Genomic DNA, 19,200 nt, shown 5'->3' with positions numbered 1-19,200 from the left:
CTTGAAAGAAAAACAAGATTTTTGCCTATTTTTTAGAAAGCAATCTGTTTTTCAATTTCATTTTCAATTACTTATCATTTTATTCTTCAAAATCAAAGCCATACAAGGTTGCAAAATAGTCCTCAGGGCGCTCTGCACGGCGGATTTGGCGGGCTTTGCCTTCTTCGGTATAGAGGATTTCCGCAGAACGAAGTTTGGCATTATACTGATAGCCCATTGAAAATCCGTGGGCACCTGTATCATGAATGACCAGCAAATCACCGATTTCTGTATGAGGCAGTTCGCGATTCACTGCAAATTTATCATTGTTTTCACAGAGTGAACCAACCACATCTACCACTTCAGCTGGTCCATCTGGATGTGTCACGTTAGTAATATGATGGTAGGCTCCATACATGGCTGGACGCATGAGGTTGACTGCTGATGCATCCACACCCAGATAAGTACGGTAGGTTTTTTTCTTATGAGTCACTCTTGTGACCAAAGCACCGTGAGGGGCTAGCATAAAGCGACCCAATTCAGTGAAAATCTTGACCTGACCAAGACCTACTGGCGTAAGAACTTCTTCATAAACCTTACGAACCCCCTCGCCAATCAAGACGATATCATTTGGCTCCTGGTCTGGACGATAGTTAACACCAATACCGCCAGAAAGATTGATAAAGTCTAGCGAAATGCCCAACCTTTCCTTGATTTCAACAGCCAATTCAAAAAGCTGACGAGCCAACTCTGGATAATAGAGATGGGTAACAGTATTAGACGCTAGGAAGGAGTGAATTCCAAAAGTCTTGGCTCCTTTTTCCTTCAAGATGGCAAAAGCTTCAAAGAGCTGGTCCTTGGTCATACCAAACTTGGCTTCTCCAGGATTGTCCATAATGTCTGTTCCTAGCTCAAAAACGCCTCCAGGATTGTAACGACAAGAGATAATTTCGGGAATGCCTACTGCACGCTCTAGATGTTCAATATCTTCAAAGGCATCCAAGTTAATGGTCGCACCCAATTCACGCGCATAGGCATATTCCTTGTCTGGCGTATTGTTTGAAGAGAACATAATCTCAGAACCAGGGAAATCTAGTTTATGACTCATCAAAAGTTCTACATAACTAGAGCAGTCCACACCGCAGCCTTCCTCTTGGAGAATTTTCAAAATAGCTGGTGTTGGAGTAGCCTTAACTGCAAAATATTCCTTAAAGCCCTTGTTCCATGAAAATGCTTGGTTGACGGCCCTTGCCTTTTCACGAATTCCCTTCTCATCATACAAGTGAAAGGGAGTTGGGAACTCGGCAGCAATCTTTTCTAAGTCTTCTTTATTGATAAATGGTGTTTTCATAAGCTTCCTTCTATTCTATTTGCAAAGAAAGGCTGGGACAATCGTTCCAACCTTTAGTTCTATCTCTTATTTATCTTCGTCAAAGATATTGCCAACCTCAACATCGATGGCTTGGTTCTTGACATCAATATTGGTTACTTTCAAGAGTGACTTGTAGTCAAATTGCTTTTCACGCTCTTCTTGGGCATTATCCGCAAAGACCGCTACACCTGCCAATTCTGAATCAAACTCACGCAAGAGGCTGATCATCCCATTGACAGTTCCGCCACCTTTCAAGAAGTCATCCACAATCAAGACACGGCTACCTGCCTTGAGACTACGTTTTGAAAGGAACATTTTCTCGATACGGTCACCACTTGAACCTGAAACATAGTTGACGCTGACAGTTGAACCTTCGGTAATTTTCAGGTCACGGCGCACAATAACAAAAGGAACATTGAGGACATTAGCAACTGCATTTGCAAGTGGAACACCCTTAGTCGCTACTGTCATAACCGCATCAATTTTTTGGTCCATAAAGCTCTTGGCAATAATGCGACCAATATTTTTCAAGATAGCTGGTGTGCTAAGCAAATCTGACAAGTAGATATAGCCACCTGGCAAGATACGGTCACTTTCTGACAACTTGGCACGCAAGTCCTCAACCATTTCCTTGGCATCATGGCTTGAGATTGATGGTGTGAAAATGACACCACCACCAGCACCAGTTACGGTCTGGATATGACCGATTTCAATTTCCTCAAAGGCGCGTTTGATAATGACGATATCCTCTGAGATAGATGATTTAGCAGATTCATACTTTTCAGCAAAAGTATTGAGACTAGTTAGTTTATAAGGATTATTAATCAAATAGTTGGAAATGACAACCATCCGATCACTTCTTCTTAATTTCATTTCTATTTCCCACTTCATTTAATTTTGATATTTTATCTATTATACCATATTCACATAAAAAAACGAACATTCTTATCCTAAAAATGCTCGTTTTTCTTAAATTATTAATCTAAATCTGGTTTATAGAAGGAACGATTGTCCATAGCGAAGATTTTATTGGTCATCTCTCCCTTATCCACCAAAGCAAGAGCTGTTGACATCATCATCATGCTTGCATCCAGATTGTCAATCATATGGATAATCTCTGCTTCCATAATGCGTGGACGAACTGGACTTCCATACTCAAGTAAGCCATGGTGACTGAGGATGACGTGGCGGAGCAGAACGACTTCTTCTTTGGTATCATCGATGCCGAGTTCCATCACTGTCTTGGTAATTTCACTATCAATCAGAGCGATATGGCCAAGAAGATTGCCTCGCACTGTGTACTCGGTCTGGTCTGGTCCCGTCAACTCGATGACCTTAGCCAAGTCATGCAGCATAATACCCGCATAGAGCAGACTCTTATTAAGTTGAGGATAGACTTCGCTAATAGCATCTGCCAAACGCACCATGGTTGCCGTATGATAGGCCAAACCCGTTTCAAAGGCATGGTGGTTGGTCTTGGCAGCTGGATAGGAGTAAAACTCCTTGTCGTACTTGGTGTAAAGATTTCGGACAATCCGTTGCCAGACAGGATTTTCAATTTTAAAAATCATTTGCGACATGTAGTCACGGATTTCCTTGACATCAACTGGTGACTTGACCTTGAAATCAGCTGGATCATTAGGTTCACCAGGTTGAGGCAAGCGGAGAGTAATTTGATTGACTTGAGGGGTGTTGTTATAAACTTCTCGGCGTCCTTTCATGTGGACAACCTTACCTGCGGTAAAGGCCTCAACGTTATGAGGTTGGGCATCCCAGAGTTTTCCTTCAATCTCGCCACTATCATCTTGGAAGGTAAAGGCTAGGTAGTTTTTCCCAGCTCGAGTTTGCCTCAGGTCAGCTGACTTGATTAGGTAAAAGCCTTCAAACAGCTCATCTTTTTTCATGTGACTAATCTTCATATTCTTCCTCATTTTCTTGGAAATGGAGTAGATCAAGCGCAGGCTCACCTTCTGACAACTCAATGTGACGGAGCGTCCGCTCGATAGCTGTGGTACGACGGTTTAATAATTCATCAATATTGCCAGAGGCATGTTGGAGATGTTTTTGTGCCTTAACCAGAATGCCACCGAACTTGCCAAACTCGGTCTTAACGCTAGCAAGAGTCTTGCTGATATGGTCGGCACTCTTTTGGATATTGAGAGTCTTGAAGCCAACCGATAGGGAGTTGAGCAAAGCTGATAGGGTACTTGGACCTGCGACAATAATCTGCTCCTCCCGTCTCAAGTCATCAAAGAAGACCGGATTTCGGACGATTTCTGAGTAGAGACCTTCTGTCGGAACAAACAAAACTCCAAAATTGGTCGTCCGAGGCGGTGCTATGTACTTGCTCTTGATATCCTTGGCAAATCGTTTGACGCTTGCTAGGAGCGACTTACGACAGCGTTCAATCTCATCCTTGTCACCTGCTTCATAGGCTTCTTCTAGACGGTAATAATCTGCCAGTGGAAACTTGGAGTCAATCGGTAAGTAGACATATTCCTGGTCACCCTGTCCAGGCAACTTAATGGCATACTCCACTCGTTCACTGGAGTTTTCAACCGTTGCATATTCTCGTTCGTACTGGGCAGGGGTCATGATGTCTTCGATGATTTGCCCCAGTTGCAATTCTCCCAGTATCCCTCGTGTTTTGGTTCCAGAGAGAACCTTGTTGAGGGCGCCGACATCACGGGCAACTGTCTGCATTTCTCCAAGACCACGATTGACAGACTCCAGTTGTTTGGAAACTGTCTCAAAGGAAGCCTGCAAGCGTGTCTGCAATGTCTTTTCTAGTTTTTCTTCGACCGTCTGGCGCATTTGTTCCAAACGTTGCTCATTTGATTCCTGCAAGGCTTGGAGACGTTGATCGGTCTTGTCTCTGGTTTGGAGGAGATTATCTGTCATTTCTTGACGGACCTGAGTCAGACCTTGGTGCAATTCAATTCGCACTTCTTGCAAACGGTCACTGACAGCCACTTCCAAATATTTTTGATCTAACTGGCTGGCTTGTCTGGCTTGTTCAAAACGGTAATCCAACTGGTCTGACAAATGATCTGCCTGATCCTCCAAGCTCTTGGCTAGATGTTTTTCCTGCTTATCCTGCCTTTGCCAAATCAGAAAGAGGCCAGCTAGGTTGGCAATCAATAATAGAACAAGTAAACTTTCCATCCTACCTCCTGTCCTTGCTATGCAGCACGACCACATAGCCATCTGGGCAAGTTACCGAAACTTCCCTATCTATATATTCGTTAGAAGCATACACTTTTTTAAAGAAAAAATTTTCCTCTGTCAACTCATACTTGGCACCAAGAATGGTCAGCTGGCTATCTCGAACTGGCATAAAGGCTAGATAGTCGTAGTCTGAACGGGGATGTAGCTGACTGGTCCCTTCTGGACAATAAGTAATCAAGTTTTGCCCATCCTCAATCGCTATCTGGCGCATATAGGGTGCTAACTTGGGATTGCTAGGCAGAAAGACATTGGCCAGCATGTGGTCAATACGGCCACCCAAAGCACCAAAAATAGTAACCTCAGCCTGAGGATTTTGCTCAAAGATGGTTAAGAGAGCCAATTCCAAATCTGTATCATCTTTTTCTGGTTGGGCTTGGACAAAATACTGGGCACGTTTTTGAATCACCTGTCGCTCTTCTTCCGTCACAGAATCAAAATCTCCAACCGCTAGAGTAAGAGGAAGGTCTTCCTCCAAGACCCAAAGCGAACCTCTATCCACTCCGACAAAGCAATCAAAATCTGTCCGATAATGACCACGGTCTCCACCAGCAAAAACGGCAACCCTAGTCCAGTTGTTTTCTGAGAGTTTGTACTCGCTCATTGACATCTCCCTTAAAGACATAGGAACCTGCTACAAAAACAGTCGCACCAGCTTCTTTAGCTTGAGCAATCGTTTTATCATCAATCCCACCATCCACTTCGATTTCAAAGTTCAAATCTTTTTCCTTACGAAGTGCAACCAACTCACGAACCTTATCCATGGTTTCAGGTAGAAAAGCTTGTCCACCGAAGCCAGGGTTAACTGTCATAACTAAAACTTGGTCAACTAGGTGAAGCACGTGCTTGATAGCTTCAACAGGCGTACCAGGATTGATGACAACTGATGGCTTGACACCGAGTGAACGAATTTTTTGGAGGGCACCATGAATATGAGGCGTTGCTTCCACATGGATACTAATGATATCCGCTCCTGCACGCGCAAAGTCTTCTAAATGATGCTCTGGATTAGCTACCATCAAGTGGCAGTCGAAGACCATCTTACTATGAGGACGAAGAGCTTCAACCACACCTGCACCAAAACTGATTTGCGGGACAAAATGGCCATCCATGATATCGATATGGGCATACTCTGCCCCAGTTGCTTCTAGGCGTTTGATTTCACGTTCAAAGTTGGCATAATCTGCTGCCAGAATTGACGGAGCAATCTTGTATTGAGACATAGGTTTCTCCTTATTTTGGAATTTTTTTGCTGACTTTTTTATAAGTTTCTCTGCGATTTTCAATTTCACTGAGAAATTGTAGGTAGTTGTCAAAACGGAAGGACGCAATGATACCCTCTTCAACAGCTGGCTTGACCGCACAAGAAGGCTCATGGGTATGGGTACAAGTTCGGAACTTACAATCTCGGCTGACACTAGCAATCTCTGGGAAGGCCTGATTGAGGTCTTCCGCCGTTGATACTTCATAATCCAGTGATGAAAAACCTGGTGTATCCGCGATTTTGCCCCCATTAAGGTTGTAAAAACTAACAGCTCGAGTAGTATGGCGACCACGACCCAGACTGTCTGAAATTTCTCCTGTTTCAAGATTGAGATCTGGTGCGATTTTATTGAGAAGAGTTGACTTCCCAACACCTGTCTGCCCCATAAAGACTGTAACCTTGCCTGTTAACAAAGGCAAGAGTTCTTCTTTACTGGTCACAAAGTCATAGCCGATATCACCATAAGTCTGTTCATAAAAATCCAGTTCTCCTCTATCTTCCAACAAATCCATTTTGGAAATATAGACGATGGGATGAATACCCTTGTGCTCCAAGAGAACCAAGAAACGATCCAGCAAATTGCTGTTAAAATCAGGTTCCTTGACGGACATGATTACTACAGCTTGGTCAATATTGACAATGGGCGGACGGACCAGACTGTTTTTCCGTTCGTGAATCTTGAGAATATAGCCTTCTGAATTTTCCTCGGCAGAAAAGTCGACCAAATCCCCAACGTAAGGGGTATGGCCTTTTTTACGGAAATTCCCACGCGCGCGTGTTTGATAGACCTGGCCATCACTTTCTACATAGTAGAACCCCGCCAAGGCTTTAATGATTTGTCCCTGCATCTTAGAGTCCTTGCCCTTTAAGTGCATCTGCTAGGCTGGCAAATTCTGCCAAGCTGAGAGCTTCCCCACGTACACTTGGTGACAAACCTGCTTGGTCCAAGGCCTTGGTCAGCTTGTCCTTAACTTCTTCAGTCTTTCCAAAGTAGCCTGTCAAATTATTCCACAAGGTCTTGCGGCGATGGGTAAAACTTGCCTTAGAAACCTTAAAGAAGAAGTTCTCGTCTTCCACTGCTACAGCTGGCTCTGGACGGCGCACCATTTTCAAGATGGCTGAGTCCACATTTGGCGCTGGCACAAAGACCGTACGAGGCACGATGAAGGCAACCTTGGCAGTCATGTAGTACTGAACCGCAATCGACAAGCTACCATAAGCCTTGGTGTTTGGCTGGGCTGAAATGCGGTCCGCCACTTCCTTTTGCATCATGACGACAAACTCACTAAAAGGAATCCCACTTTCGATCAAGTGCATGAGAATAGGTGTCGTGATGTAGTAAGGCAAGTTGGCTACTACCTTGATTGGCAGGTCAGGATTTTTAAAATTCTGGATATGTTGCGCCAAATCAACTTTAAGAATGTCCTCGTTGAGCACGGTCACATTATCAAAATCACACAAGGTATCTGCCAAAATCGGCACCAAACGGTGGTCAATCTCAAAAGCCATGACCTCTGCTGCACGCTCAGCCAGAAACTCCGTCAAGGCACCAATCCCTGGCCCAATTTCGATAACATTAACCTGGTCATCAATTTCAGCCGTATTCACGATTTTTTGTAGGATATTGGTATCGGTCAAGAAATTTTGCCCAAAGGACTTTTTAAAGGTAAAACCGTGACGCTCCAGTACTGCCTTGGTCACGCTGTAATCTGCAATTCTCATTTATTCTCTTTTCTATTATCTGTTACTTCTATTGTAACACATTCCCCTTGTATTTGGGGGCTGCTTAGCTATTCTCATACGATTTTATGGCATCTTCCACTTCTGCCAAGGTGACCCCAAACAACTCTAAGCGCTTGAGGAGTTGCTTGCCGTTAGAATAGCCGATTCGGAGAGCTTCTCCTAGATATTCTCGTCGCTTACGACTATCTGCTCCTGCTAGAAAGCCAAGGCGAATCAAGTCGCTACGACTGATGTCAAACTGACTCTCATGTTCAAATTGTTCTGTCACCTGAGCGAGAGCCGTTTTCAGGTCTTCATAGCTGGCATGCTCAATTCCCAGAGAACGCCCCTTGGTCTTGGACTTGGGAACAGCTTCACCTCGTTTGAGGAAGGCATGCTGAACTGTTGGAATGGCCGTCATAATCATGCGACGAATCCGCTCCCCATTAAAATCTGGGTCTGTAAAGACAATGACTCCATGACGTTGGTGCAAGCGCTGAATCCGCTCTAGATCCTGCTCATTGATGGCAGAACCTCGTGTCTCATAGGTCTCTACATCGAAATAGCGTTTGAGATTGGCCGTATCATCGCGCCCTTCGACCACGATAACTTGGGAAATTTTTTCTTTCATTACTTGCTGTCCAATCCAAAAATTCGTTCTGCATTTGCAGTTGTTACCGCCGCTAGCTCTTCTGCCGTCATGCCACGCAAGTCAGCGATAAAGTCCACTACATAGCGAGTGTAGGCTGTTTTATTTTCACGACCCCGTTTAGGAACAGGAGCCAAGTAAGGCGCATCTGTCTCTACCAAAATCTTGTCCAAAGGTAACTCTTTAGCTGCTTCTTGGATGTCAGTTGCCTTCTTAAAAGTCACCACTCCTGAGAAGGAAATAGTCATGCCAATCGCGACAAACTTCTCTGCCCATTCAAGAGTTCCTGAAAAGGAATGCATGATGCCACCACGAGGACCAACGCCCTCACTTTTGATAATCTCATAGGTATCTTCCAGCGCATCACGGGTGTGGACAACAAAAGGCAAATTCAAGTCCTTAGATAGCTGAATCTGACGCCGAAAAACCTGCTCCTGCACCTCTTTTGGCGCTGTCATCCAATGGTAGTCTAAGCCAATTTCACCTAGAGCCACAACCTTTGGATGTTTTAACTTATCCAACAAGTAAACCTCGACTTCCTCCGTGTAAGTCCCTGCTTCTGTCGGATGCCAACCGATAGTCGCATAGAGGTGGTCATACTCATCTACCAACTCCAAAGCACGCTCAATCGTCGGTTGATCAAAACCAACAATATTCATCTGTGTCACACCCATCTCAGCAGCCAAGGTAATTTCTTCTGCCTCACGACCTGCAAATTCTTCTACATTCAAGTGTGTATGTGTATCAAAAATCATCTCTTCTAACCTCGTTTTCTATCTTCTATTATACCAAAAAACTATCCTCTCTCCTCATCTGTAAAAAATATTCTAAAATCTATTGTCATCTCTTGACGCTATTTTTTCAAAGCAGTATAATAGCACTTATTGAAATTTTCAGTAAAGGAAAATACCATGTTTACAAAATTAAAACAGACCTTTATCGGTCGTCCTCTTAAGTCCTTAACAGAAGGCGAGGGAGGTCTGCTGGGAAAAATGCAGGCCTTGGCCATGTTGTCAAGCGACGCCCTATCTTCCATTGCCTATGGGCCTGAGCAAGTAGTCCTCGTCTTGGCTAGTCTCTCTCCTCTTGCGATATGGTGGAGTCTTCCTATCGGCCTCTTTGTCCTCCTGCTCCTAGCTAGCCTGACCGTCTCCTACCGTCAAATCATCCATGCCTACCCTCAAGGAGGAGGGGCCTATATGGTTACTCGAGAAAATCTATCTCCCGAACTTGGCTTAATTGCTGGAGGTAGTCTGCTGGTTGACTACATGCTGACTGTGGCGGTATCGGTGTCATCTGGAGCCGACGCTATCACAGCAGCTCTCCCTGCTCTCCACCCTTACAACCTCCACATTTCCATTTTTCTAGTTTGTTTGCTTATGCTCTTGAATTTACGGGGCTTAAAAGAATCTGCCAGTTCACTGATGATTCCTGTCTATCTCTTTATCATCAGTACTATCTTTCTCTTGCTCTACGGAATCTTTCAACTAATGACAGGGTCTCTCAGCTATCAGGCAACTTCACCTATTGGGCATGCTGTTCCGAGCCTGTCTATAGTTCTCATTCTAAGAGCCTTTACCAGCGGCTCTGCCTCTTTGACAGGGGTTGAAGCTATTTCAAATGCCGTTCCCTTTTTCAAGGCTCCGAAAGAAAAGAATGCCGCTCAAACCTTGACCATCATGGCCTTGATTTTAGGTTTTCTTTTTGCAGGCATTACCTTCCTAAACTACTGGATGGGGATTCTGCCTCAACACGGAGAAACTATTCTTTCACAGATGGCTCAAGGTATCCTTGGCAACTCCTTCTTAGGACACCTTGGCTATTATATCTTCCAATTCTCCACAGCCTTGATTTTAGCCGTAGCTGCAAATACTGGCTTTTCAGCCTTCCCTATGCTAGCTTACAATATGGCTAAAAACAAATACATGCCCCATCTCTTTATGGAAAAAGGAGACCGCCTAGGCTACTCCAATGGAATTTTAACTCTGGCTTTTGGAGCTATGATTCTTCTTCTCATTTTTAATGGCAATACAGAACGCTTGATTCCTCTTTATACTATCGGAGTCTTCGTTCCCTTCGCCCTATCTCAGACTGGGATGATTCGTCATTGGAAAAAGGAAAAAGGAGCAAATTTCTTAAAACCTGCTCTTGCTAATATCATTGGGGCAATCATTTGCTACGCGATTGTACTAATCTTGCTCTTTTTCCGTCTCAGTGATATCTGGCCTTTCTTCCCGATTATTCTCGTACTCACCCTACTCTTCTTGGCAATTCACAGTCATTACCAAAAAGTAGCCCAACAACTGCGACTCTATGAAGGAATCGAAAAACGTACTTATGACGGTAATCTGGTTCTGGTCCTAGTAGGAAATGTCACCCGAGTTAGCGTCGGAGCCATTAACTACGCTCAAAGTATCGGAGATGAAGTCCTAGCCATGCACATTTCTACTAAGGAAACAGTAGAGAAAGACCAAGAGATTCTCCAAGAATTTGCCGATTACTTCCCAACCATTACTCTGAAAAATATCAAAACTAGCTATCGTGACATCATCACCCCTACTGTCAAGTATGTCAAACGAATCTCTGAGGATGCCCAGAAAAAGAACTATACAGTCACTGTTCTGGTACCCCAGTTTATCCCTAATAAACCTTGGCAAAATATTCTACACAATCAGATGAGTCTCAAACTCAAATATGCACTCCGTTGGCACCAAGACGTCGTTGTCGCTAGCTACTCTTATCACTTAAAAGAATAAAGAAAAGGCCTTACCAGAACCAATAAGTATCTGGTAAGGCCTTTTTCTGAATCCAGTCACTATGCTTAACTGAAAAGCATGACTAGGAATATTATTGAATGTGGTTAGCTAAATCTTCCTGAGCTTTTTTATTTGACTCAGCTTTTTCTTTCAGCCATTTTTCATAGAGTTCCTGGTACTGTTTAGCAGTTACTGGCTCTTTTTGCAATTCAACATATTTGTAGTTGTCTGCATTTCCCTTATGACCAACGAATGAGAATGGTCCTGTAAACGGTACAGTCTTACGGAAGATTGGGTTAGCTCCACCACTTTGAACTGGTAGGAAGAGGGCACTATCTGTCAACCAAGCTTGGGCTTCAGCATATTTTTCATAGCGAGCTTGAGTATCTGTTATTTCTGTATCAGCCTGATCCAAGAGTTTCTTATAGTCAGAAAGACCAATCTTGTCCTTAACTTCCTTGTCTTTTCCTTCAGACAAGCCCATGTTTTTCAACTGAGAACCTGTCTCTGGATCAAGGATGGCTAGGTAAGTCTTAGGATCTGAGTAATCTCCACCCCATCCCGAGATGTCGATATCGTAGTCTTTTTGTTCTGCTGTATCTGCAAAGTAGGTTGCCTGGTCTTTTTCATCTGGAGAAAGTTGGATAACATCGATAACTACATTCTCCTTACCAAGAGTTTCTTCCACTGTTTGTTTGAACGATCCAGCCTGTTGCACATCCAACTTAGCAGTCTGGTCAACTGGCATATCCAAATGAATTGGGAAGGTTACTCCTTGAGCTTGCAGACTTTCTTTTGCCTTGGCAAACTTCTCTTTGGCCTTTTCAGGATTCAAGAAGGCTTGCTTACCATCGTTTAGATTGATATTTGCCCAATCTTTACCGTAGTTGACAATTTTCTCATTAACAACATCACCGAAGTTCTTATCACCAACTTGGACAAAGTCACTTGGTGTAACCGTGTTACGCAAGATACGGTCTGCCCCATCTTCACCATTTGTCTGCGCCGCATAGGCATGACGGTCAAAGGCAAAGTTGATAGCCTGACGGAAATCTTTATTCTGCATAGCTGCGCGTGAATCTGTCTTTTCCTTATCAGAATGTTTCATAGTTTGCTTGTAGCTTTGACGATTCACGTTGAAAAGATAGTAGAAAGTAACTGAGTTTTGTGGTGTGTAGGTAATCTTGTCCTCATTTCCCTTCTTGAGTTCAGCAAAGACTGAGCTTGTTGGGAAGATACGGCCATCAGTATAGTTACCATCCAAGAAACCTCTTGCAATGCTGTCTTGGTCAGAACCGTCAAAGAAAGAAAGTTTCACTTTCTCGATTTTAACATTATCCTTATCCCAGTAATTAGGGTTTTTGTCCAGTTCAATCAAAGATTTTGAGGTGAAAGATTTAAACAAGTAAGGACCATTTGACAAGATACTTGATGGTGTCACACTTCCAAAGTCATCTCCCTTAGACTTCAAGAAGGCTTCATTTACAGGATTAAGGATACTTGCTGTTGTTTTAGAGTTCCAATAAGTCTCAGGTTGATTGAGGGTGTATTGGAGTGTGTAATCATCCACTTCCTTAACACCAACAGTTCCAAAATCGGATGATTTCCCTTCAACATAGTCTGCTAGCCCTTTGATAGAGTCTTGTACCAAGTACAAGTTTTCAGCCTTTTTATCAGCCGCATACTTGAGACCAGTCACAAAGTCATGAGCTGTTACATCCGCATACTCTTCTCCTTCAGAAGTGTACCATTTAGCCCCCTGACGGATCTTATAGGTGTAAGTCAAGCCATCTTTTGACACAGTCCATGACTCAGCCATAGAGGGAATGAGATTGCCGTACTGGTCATTTTCCAACAACCCATCAACCAAGTTGGTTGTGATACTAGATGTAGAATCTCGTGTAGAGGTAATATAATCCAAGGTATCTGGGTTATTGACAAAGATATAAGAGTACGTCTTGTCTGCATTACTTGATTGGGAAGACCCACATGCCGCTAGAGCTAGACCTGCTGTCAAAGCCATAGCTCCAAAAAGCATAACTTTTGATTTCTTCATGATTATTCTCCATTTTTTACAGTATGTGAAATATTATACACCATTTGAGCAAAAATATAAAGCCTTTTTGAACTTTTTTACAAAAATAAAAATCAGTAGACTCGAGTTCCTACTGATTTTTGTTATGGTTCGTTTGGATTATGCAGCCAAAACTTTGCGTCCTTTACGACGACGAGCTGCCAATACGCGACGACCGTTTTTAGTTGACATACGGTTACGGAATCCGTGTTTGCGCGCACGACGAAGTTTACTTGGTTGATAAGTACGTTTCACGATGAATACCTCCTCATAGATTTTGTATTCGTTTAGCCGGCTATAAAGTGATCAGTTACTAAACATACTTTACTATTCTATCTGATTCTTTCACTTTTGTCAATAGCTATAGGCAAATGTTTCCAGCTTTTTGGCGCTTTTTCGAATGTAAGCCCTATCTTTATCTAATTGCTGTAAAATCCCCATCCACTCACTAGTTTTCTTCACAAATCTGACCTTAACACTTGTTAGATTTACTTTTATCCTTTAAAATAGAATAGGAGAAATTCCGTTATTATTTTTCGGAGGAAAAAGAAATGTCCATTAATTGGCAGGAAATTTTATTTCACTTTTTAGGTGGTCTGGGACTATTCTTATATAGTATCAAGACCATGGGAGACGGTTTGCAACAAGCTGCTGGAGATCGCCTTCGTTTTTACATTGACAAGTACACTAGCAATCCCTTTTTAGGTGTTCTAGTCGGAATTGTCGTGACTGCCCTGATTCAGTCAAGTACAGGGGTTACAGTTATCACTGTTGGACTGGTCAGCGCTAGTCTTCTCACTCTTAGACAGGCTATCGGAATTATCATGGGAGCCAACATCGGAACCACAGTTACTTCCTTTATCATCGGTTTCAAGCTTGGTGAGTATGCTTTACCCCTGATTTTCCTTGGGACCATGTTCCTCTTCTTTACCAAAAATAGAACAGCAAACAATATCGGACGCATCCTGTTTGGTGTAGGGGGCATCTTCTACGCCCTCAACCTCATCAGTGCCGGTATGAGTCCTCTTAAAGATTTACCACAATTCAAGGAATACATGGTAACCTTGGGACAAAATCCTGTGTTAGGAGTTTTTGCCGGTGCAGTGATTACCGTCCTCATCCAAGCTTCTTCTGCGACAATCGGGATTTTGCAAGGGCTCTATGCAGGTGGATTCCTTGACCTTAAAGGTTCGCTACCAGTTCTCTTCGGGGATAATATCGGGACAACCCTAACAGTTATCATCGCGGCAGCTGGAGCCAATGTCTCTGCAAAACGCGTTGCTGCAACCCACGTTACCTTTAACGTTTTAGGGACTATTCTTTGCTTAATCTTATTAGGACCATTTACGTCTATGATTGAGTACTTCCAGGCACTCCTTCACCTCTCACCTGAGATGACCATCGCCTTCTCTCACGGTGCCTTTAACGTAAGTAACACCATTGTACAATTTCCATTCATCGGAGCCTTGGCCTACTTTGTAACTAAACTCATCCCTGGTGAAGATGAAGTTGTCAAGTACGAGCCACTCTATCTTGATGAGCATTTGATTAAACAAGCTCCATCAATCGCTCTCGGAAATGCAAAGAAAGAACTACTTCACTTGGGAAATTATGCTTCTAAAGCCTTTGACCTTTCATACAACTACATTATTGACCTTAATGAAAAGGTTGCTGAAAAAGGACACAAGACAGAGGAAGCCATCAATACCATTGATGAAAAATTAACTCGTTACCTGATTACTCTTTCAAGCGAGGCTCTTAGCCAGAAAGAAAGTGAAGTGCTCACCAACATCCTGGACTCATCCCGTGATTTGGAACGGATTGGGGACCACGCAGAAGCCCTAATCAATCTGACCGACTATCTTCAACGTAAAAATGTTGAGTTTTCTGAAGCTGCTTTGCAAGAACTAGCTGATATCTATCAAAAAACCACTGACTTTATCAAGGATGCCCTTGATAGCGTGGAAAACAATGATATTGAAAAAGCTCAAAGTCTGATTGAACGCCATAAAGAAATCAACAATATGGAACGTGTTCTCAGAAAGACCCACATCAAACGCCTCAACAAGGGCGAGTGTTCAACACAAGCTGGGGTCAACTTTATCGACATCATTTCCCACTATACTCGTGTATCTGACCACGCTATGAATCTAGCTGAAAAAGTCATCGCTGAACAAATCTAAGAACCAAGAAGCTATCCTAAATAGGATGGCTTTTTTCTTTTCCTAATCTAGAATTGCTTTTCTAACATATAGAAAAATGCTTTGATTCACAATGGAATCAAAGCATTTTAAAGAGCTCCCCATACATAATCGCAGAAGCCGCAGTTCCTCTGTACTTTGCTTCTTCTCTTTTGATAAAGCGAGCTAAGTTGAGCAACTCAGGTGCCGGATGTTTGGGATTTAGGAGCAATTCACGATTGACCAGACCTGAGAGACGAACTGCCAGCAATTGCTCATTTGTAGTAGGCAGTTTTTTAGCAGTCTCTAGGAGAGCAGCAACTAAATCTTCACTCAAATCATGTCGAGCATGATTGTAAAGATCTTTTACAAGGCTTTCTAGGTTTGGTTCTACCATCCCTACCACCTCCTTAAGTTTAATAATTTTTAATCAAATCAACTGTTGAACGATCCAATTTTTTCACCAAGGCTTGCAAGAAAGCTTGAGCTTCTAGGAAGTCATCCATAGCGTAGAGGGTTTGATGAGAATGGATATAACGAGCGCAAACACCGATTGTTGTAGATGGGACACCACCATTTTTCAAATGAGCTGCGCCAGCGTCTGTTCCGCCTTTACCACAGTAGTATTGGTACTTGATTCCAGCTTCTTCAGCCGTTGTCAAAAGGAAATCCTTCATACCTGGGAGAAGCAAGTGACCTGGGTCGTAGAAACGAATCAAGGTTCCATCTCCAATCTTGCCTTGACCGCCATAAACATCACCTGCTGGGGAGCAATCAACTGCTAGGAAGACTTCTGGATCAAACTTGGTTGTAGATGTATGAGCACCACGAAGACCAACTTCTTCTTGGACGTTAGAACCCAGATAGAGTTCATTGCCAAGTTTTTGACCTGACAGGGCTTCTGCCAACTCACTAACCATGAGCACACCGTAGCGGTTGTCCCAAGCTTTTGAGATGATATTTTTTTCATTGGCTGTTAAGATTGCAGAACTATCTGGTACGATGGTGTCGCCAGGACGGATGCCAAAACTTTCTGCCTCAACCTTATCCGCAAAACCGCCATCAAAGACGATATCTGCAATAGCAGGCATGGTTGGTCCGCCCTTTCCGCGAGTCAAATGTGGCGGGACAGAACCCGAAATCACAGGAATTTCACGACCGTCACGAGTCAGGAGTTTGAAACGTTGGCTGCTGACTACCATGGGGTTCCAGCCACCAATTTCAACCACACGGAAGGTACCATCTGGCTTAATCTCGCTGACCATAAAACCAACTTCATCCATATGAGAAGCGACCAAGACGCGTGGCGCATCCGCAGCTTCTGAATGTTTAATTCCGAAAATACCACCCAAGCCATCTGTCACCACTTCATCCACGTGCGGTGTCAACTTTTCACGAAGATAAGCACGGACAGGTGCTTCATGACCTGAGATCGCAGCAAGTTCTGTTACTTCTTTGATTTTTGAAAATAATGTTGTCATTTCAGTTCCTTCTTTCTTTCATCCATTTTACCACTTTTTATAGGAGAAGGATAGCGGGAAGGTGGATTTCTAAATTAGTATCTTAGTCTTACTGTATCTTAGAAAAAGCTTGTATTTTCTTGCATGTGAGGTGAAATCTAAGAACTATTCCAAGACCAACCAAACTATTAATTCCCAAACACAAAACAATTCAATGCTATATTTGTTCAGTTTTTCATGAAATTTGCAGAAAATAGTTGACTTTGCCTTCTTCTTTCTTTAAAATAGTACAAAACTAGGAAAAGGAAAAAATCATGACCAAAACAATTCTTGTTACAGGTGGGGCTGGCTACATTGGCTCCCATACCGTTAAAGCTCTTTTAAATGCCGGCTATCAGGTACATGTTCTAGATAATCTCTCTACAGGAAATCGAGCGGCTGTGGATAGTCGTGCTAGCTTTAAGCAACTAGATGTTTATGATTCTAGTGCCCTAAAAGCTTACTTAGAAGAAAATAAGATTGATGCTGTTCTCCATTGTGCGGGTGAGATTGTTGTGAGCGAAAGTATTGAAAATCCAAGCAAATACTTCACTGCCAATGTTGCTGGTATGAACCAAGTTCTCAAAGTCTTGTCTGAAGTTGGTATTCAAAAAATCATGTTCTCTTCGACTGCTTCCCTCTATGGTAATAACTGTATTGACAAGCCAGCAACTGAAGATACCCTGCTCGACCCTGTCAACCCTTATGCTGAGACAAAACTGATGGGTGAACGAATGATTTACTGGATGGCCAATCGCTACGATTGGAAATATGTTATTTTCCGTTACTTTAATGTAGCTGGGGCTGAAATGGATGCTTCAAACGGTCTACGTGTGAAAAATCCAACTCACATCATTCCCAATATCAACAAGACCGCATTGGGACAAAATGATAGCCTAAAAATATTTGGAGATGACTATGATACACGTGATGGTTCATGTATTCGAGATTACATTCATGTCTTGGATCTTGCACAGGCTCATGTTAAAGGAATGAACTACCTATTTCAAGAAAACAGTTCTTCTCAAATCTTTAACTTAGGAACTGAAAAAGGCTATACCGTCAAAGAAATCTTTAAAACTGCTGAAGAATTACTGAATCAAAAAATACCACACGAAATTGTTGCTCGCCGTGCTGGTGACCCAGCCAGCGTCCTAGCAGACGCATCAAAAGCTAAACAATATCTTGACTGGCAGGCTAGCTACTCCCTCGAAGATATTATTTTATCGGATTATCATTGGCGTGTTAAAGAGGGAACAAATATTTTGGAATAGAAAATTATAACCACCCGTCTATGAACCTTACCTGACGGAGCGAGACGGACTAATAGTCACATAACAAAACAAGGGAATCACTCTAACGTCAGAGCAATTCCCTTGTTTTTGATTTTATATAAAACATCTGAATGCTTTTTAAATAGTTTTCAAACCTAGATTTACCCTGCTCATTTCACTAGAATTGATAAACTAGAGATATTTAGCTAAGTGCCCTATTTAAGTTACAGTAGATACATGATTGATAATGTCAACAAACTTGCAAACAATCCTATTCCCCAAAAGAGAAAATCCACCTTCCACTCACTCCAAGGATTTCCTTTACCAGACAGTCCTCCAAGCTCGAAATGGTGATGTACAGGCGTCATACGGAAAATACGTTTGCCACCTGTCATTTTGAAATAACCGACTTGCATCATAACCGAAGTTGTTTCAAAAACATAAACAATTCCGATAATCAAGAGAGTCCATTCTTGGTGGAGAGCCATTGAAATAGCTGCCAGCATTCCACCGAGAGCCAAACTTCCCACATCTCCCATAAAGACCTTAGCAGGCTTATGGTTAAAGACAAAGAAACCGAGTAAACCACCGATCATGGCAAGAATCACTAGAAGAATATCCACCTGACCTTGCACATAGGCAATAACTCCATAAGCAGACAAACTAATCACAACGGAAATACTCGCTAAACCGTCAATACCATCTGTCAAGTTCACTGCGTTTGAAAAACCAACTAGCCAGAAAAGAGCGAAGATAATATAGAAAATCCCTAGATGCACTTGGTAACCAAAGACAGAGAGCATATCGCCCCCACGCTCATAGAAAAGGTAGAAAATGACACCACCTAGAAGTTGAAGAGCCAATTTTTGTTTGGGGTTTAGCCCCTCATTGATCTTTCTGAAGACCTTGAGAAAGTCGTCTAAAAAACCAACCAAGCCATACAAGACCAAAATAAACAAAATCATACCAACATTATTGGTCAATTGTTTTGAAAAAAGAGCGACGAGGAAACTCACCACAACTGCAGTAATGAGGAAAACAAGCCCCCCCATTGTAGGAGTCCCAGCTTTTGCCTGGTGCTGTTTGACATCCTCATGCATCTGCTGGCCTGTAATTTGCGCCTTTCTATAAAATTGGATAAAGGCCGGAATTCCTACCAAAGTTAGTAAAAAGGTCGCAATTCCAGCACTAATGGAAATAAACATA

Annotated in this window: 18 protein-coding genes; 3 read left to right on the top strand and 15 right to left on the bottom strand. The window is 42.8% G+C overall.

The features are described 5' to 3' along the window. Window positions 1-79: 79 nt before the first annotated feature. The 10 genes from D8837_RS02030 to D8837_RS01985 all read right to left on the bottom strand — a co-directional run bounded on the left by D8837_RS02030 (window position 80) and on the right by D8837_RS01985 (window position 8,966). Entirely contained in the window at window positions 80-1,330 is a 1,251-nt protein-coding gene (locus tag D8837_RS02030; protein WP_125456034.1) for a diaminopimelate decarboxylase, read from the bottom strand. 66 nt (window positions 1,331-1,396) lie between these two features. After that, a complete protein-coding gene (gene purR, locus D8837_RS02025) occupies window positions 1,397-2,224 on the bottom strand; it encodes a pur operon repressor (protein WP_004238844.1) in 828 nt (275 codons plus the stop codon). 104 nt (window positions 2,225-2,328) lie between these two features. Beyond that, window positions 2,329-3,270, bottom strand: coding sequence for a 3'-5' exoribonuclease YhaM family protein (locus D8837_RS02020; RefSeq protein ID WP_049492793.1), 942 nt, complete (start codon window positions 3,268-3,270; stop codon window positions 2,329-2,331). Continuing rightward, window positions 3,260-4,516 carry a DNA recombination protein RmuC gene (rmuC, locus tag D8837_RS02015; RefSeq protein ID WP_185755642.1) on the bottom strand — a complete coding sequence of 419 codons (1,257 nt, stop codon included), beginning with the start codon at window positions 4,514-4,516 and terminating at the stop codon, window positions 3,260-3,262. Before rmuC ends, D8837_RS02020 begins: the two co-directional genes overlap by 11 nt. A gap of 1 nt (window position 4,517) precedes the next feature. Further along, window positions 4,518-5,180 carry a thiamine diphosphokinase gene (locus D8837_RS02010; RefSeq protein ID WP_125456032.1) on the bottom strand — a complete coding sequence of 221 codons (663 nt, stop codon included), beginning with the start codon at window positions 5,178-5,180 and terminating at the stop codon, window positions 4,518-4,520. Then, the gene (gene rpe, locus D8837_RS02005) at window positions 5,143-5,799 is read right to left on the bottom strand and encodes a ribulose-phosphate 3-epimerase (RefSeq protein ID WP_125456031.1); all 657 of its coding nucleotides are present in this window, start codon (window positions 5,797-5,799) and stop codon (window positions 5,143-5,145) included. The genes D8837_RS02010 and rpe overlap by 38 nt, the downstream gene beginning before the upstream one ends. A 10-nt stretch (window positions 5,800-5,809) precedes the next feature. After that, a complete protein-coding gene (gene rsgA, locus D8837_RS02000; protein WP_125456030.1) occupies window positions 5,810-6,688 on the bottom strand; it encodes a ribosome small subunit-dependent GTPase A in 879 nt (292 codons plus the stop codon). Window position 6,689: 1 nt separating this feature from the next. Continuing rightward, window positions 6,690-7,562, bottom strand: coding sequence for a 16S rRNA (adenine(1518)-N(6)/adenine(1519)-N(6))-dimethyltransferase RsmA (rsmA, locus tag D8837_RS01995; RefSeq protein WP_125456029.1), 873 nt, complete (start codon window positions 7,560-7,562; stop codon window positions 6,690-6,692). A gap of 64 nt (window positions 7,563-7,626) precedes the next feature. After that, window positions 7,627-8,193, bottom strand: coding sequence for a ribonuclease M5 (gene rnmV, locus D8837_RS01990; protein WP_125456028.1), 567 nt, complete (start codon window positions 8,191-8,193; stop codon window positions 7,627-7,629). After that, a complete protein-coding gene (locus D8837_RS01985; protein WP_125456027.1) occupies window positions 8,193-8,966 on the bottom strand; it encodes a TatD family hydrolase in 774 nt (257 codons plus the stop codon). Before D8837_RS01985 ends, rnmV begins: the two co-directional genes overlap by 1 nt. Before the next feature lie 156 nt (window positions 8,967-9,122). On the opposite strand from D8837_RS01985, the gene D8837_RS01975 reads away from it, so the two are divergent. After that, a complete protein-coding gene (locus D8837_RS01975) occupies window positions 9,123-10,967 on the top strand; it encodes an APC family permease (RefSeq protein WP_125456025.1) in 1,845 nt (614 codons plus the stop codon). A 91-nt stretch (window positions 10,968-11,058) separates the two neighbouring features. On the opposite strand, the gene D8837_RS01970 is transcribed toward D8837_RS01975, so the two are convergent. Together D8837_RS01970 and rpmH are read right to left on the bottom strand one after the other, a co-directional pair. After that, complete coding sequence (locus D8837_RS01970; protein ID WP_125456024.1) at window positions 11,059-13,023, bottom strand: peptide ABC transporter substrate-binding protein; 1,965 nt, start codon at window positions 13,021-13,023, stop codon at window positions 11,059-11,061. A gap of 138 nt (window positions 13,024-13,161) precedes the next feature. Beyond that, window positions 13,162-13,296, bottom strand: a complete 135-nt coding sequence (rpmH, locus tag D8837_RS01965) for a 50S ribosomal protein L34 (protein WP_000831905.1) — start codon at window positions 13,294-13,296, stop codon at window positions 13,162-13,164. Window positions 13,297-13,592: 296 nt separating this feature from the next. Here rpmH and D8837_RS01960 point away from each other — a divergent pair, with 296 nt between their 5' ends. Next, a complete protein-coding gene (locus D8837_RS01960; RefSeq protein WP_000026672.1) occupies window positions 13,593-15,224 on the top strand; it encodes a Na/Pi cotransporter family protein in 1,632 nt (543 codons plus the stop codon). Window positions 15,225-15,321: 97 nt separating this feature from the next. Here the strand turns inward: D8837_RS01960 and D8837_RS01955 are convergent, their stop codons facing one another. Continuing rightward, window positions 15,322-15,618, bottom strand: a complete 297-nt coding sequence (locus D8837_RS01955; RefSeq protein WP_033679682.1) for a bacteriocin immunity protein — start codon at window positions 15,616-15,618, stop codon at window positions 15,322-15,324. 19 nt (window positions 15,619-15,637) lie between these two features. Beyond that, window positions 15,638-16,702 carry a glutamyl aminopeptidase gene (pepA, locus tag D8837_RS01950; protein ID WP_000209173.1) on the bottom strand — a complete coding sequence of 355 codons (1,065 nt, stop codon included), beginning with the start codon at window positions 16,700-16,702 and terminating at the stop codon, window positions 15,638-15,640. A gap of 293 nt (window positions 16,703-16,995) precedes the next feature. On the opposite strand from pepA, the gene galE reads away from it, so the two are divergent. After that, a complete protein-coding gene (gene galE, locus D8837_RS01945) occupies window positions 16,996-17,994 on the top strand; it encodes a UDP-glucose 4-epimerase GalE (protein WP_125456023.1) in 999 nt (332 codons plus the stop codon). 224 nt (window positions 17,995-18,218) lie between these two features. On the opposite strand, the gene mraY is transcribed toward galE, so the two are convergent. Next, window positions 18,219-19,199: a phospho-N-acetylmuramoyl-pentapeptide-transferase gene (mraY, locus tag D8837_RS01940; RefSeq protein WP_125456022.1), complete on the bottom strand. Its 981-nt coding sequence runs from the start codon at window positions 19,197-19,199 to the stop codon at window positions 18,219-18,221. Between the last annotated feature and the right edge of the window lies 1 nt (window position 19,200).

Origin of the sequence: Streptococcus mitis (assembly GCF_003942965.1) — a bacterium.
Taxonomy (GTDB): domain Bacteria; phylum Bacillota; class Bacilli; order Lactobacillales; family Streptococcaceae; genus Streptococcus; species Streptococcus mitis_BH.
This window is presented reverse-complemented; position numbering and strand designations above follow the sequence as displayed.

Bases quoted from the DNA above. Each gene is read 5' to 3' on its own strand.
- D8837_RS02030 (WP_125456034.1), bottom strand. From the start codon at position 1,330: ATGAAAACACCATTTATCAATAAAGAAGACTTAGAAAAGATTGCTGCC.
- purR (WP_004238844.1), bottom strand. From the start codon at position 2,224: ATGAAATTAAGAAGAAGTGATCGGATGGTTGTCATTTCCAACTATTTG.
- D8837_RS02020 (WP_049492793.1), bottom strand. From the start codon at position 3,270: ATGAAGATTAGTCACATGAAAAAAGATGAGCTGTTTGAAGGCTTTTAC.
- rmuC (WP_185755642.1), bottom strand. From the start codon at position 4,516: ATGGAAAGTTTACTTGTTCTATTATTGATTGCCAACCTAGCTGGCCTC.
- D8837_RS02010 (WP_125456032.1), bottom strand. From the start codon at position 5,180: ATGAGCGAGTACAAACTCTCAGAAAACAACTGGACTAGGGTTGCCGTT.
- rpe (WP_125456031.1), bottom strand. From the start codon at position 5,799: ATGTCTCAATACAAGATTGCTCCGTCAATTCTGGCAGCAGATTATGCC.
- rsgA (WP_125456030.1), bottom strand. From the start codon at position 6,688: ATGCAGGGACAAATCATTAAAGCCTTGGCGGGGTTCTACTATGTAGAA.
- rsmA (WP_125456029.1), bottom strand. From the start codon at position 7,562: ATGAGAATTGCAGATTACAGCGTGACCAAGGCAGTACTGGAGCGTCAC.
- rnmV (WP_125456028.1), bottom strand. From the start codon at position 8,193: ATGAAAGAAAAAATTTCCCAAGTTATCGTGGTCGAAGGGCGCGATGAT.
- D8837_RS01985 (WP_125456027.1), bottom strand. From the start codon at position 8,966: ATGATTTTTGATACACATACACACTTGAATGTAGAAGAATTTGCAGGT.
- D8837_RS01975 (WP_125456025.1), top strand. From the start codon at position 9,123: ATGTTTACAAAATTAAAACAGACCTTTATCGGTCGTCCTCTTAAGTCC.
- D8837_RS01970 (WP_125456024.1), bottom strand. From the start codon at position 13,023: ATGAAGAAATCAAAAGTTATGCTTTTTGGAGCTATGGCTTTGACAGCA.
- D8837_RS01960 (WP_000026672.1), top strand. From the start codon at position 13,593: ATGTCCATTAATTGGCAGGAAATTTTATTTCACTTTTTAGGTGGTCTG.
- D8837_RS01955 (WP_033679682.1), bottom strand. From the start codon at position 15,618: ATGGTAGAACCAAACCTAGAAAGCCTTGTAAAAGATCTTTACAATCAT.
- pepA (WP_000209173.1), bottom strand. From the start codon at position 16,702: ATGACAACATTATTTTCAAAAATCAAAGAAGTAACAGAACTTGCTGCG.
- galE (WP_125456023.1), top strand. From the start codon at position 16,996: ATGACCAAAACAATTCTTGTTACAGGTGGGGCTGGCTACATTGGCTCC.
- mraY (WP_125456022.1), bottom strand. From the start codon at position 19,199: ATGTTTATTTCCATTAGTGCTGGAATTGCGACCTTTTTACTAACTTTG.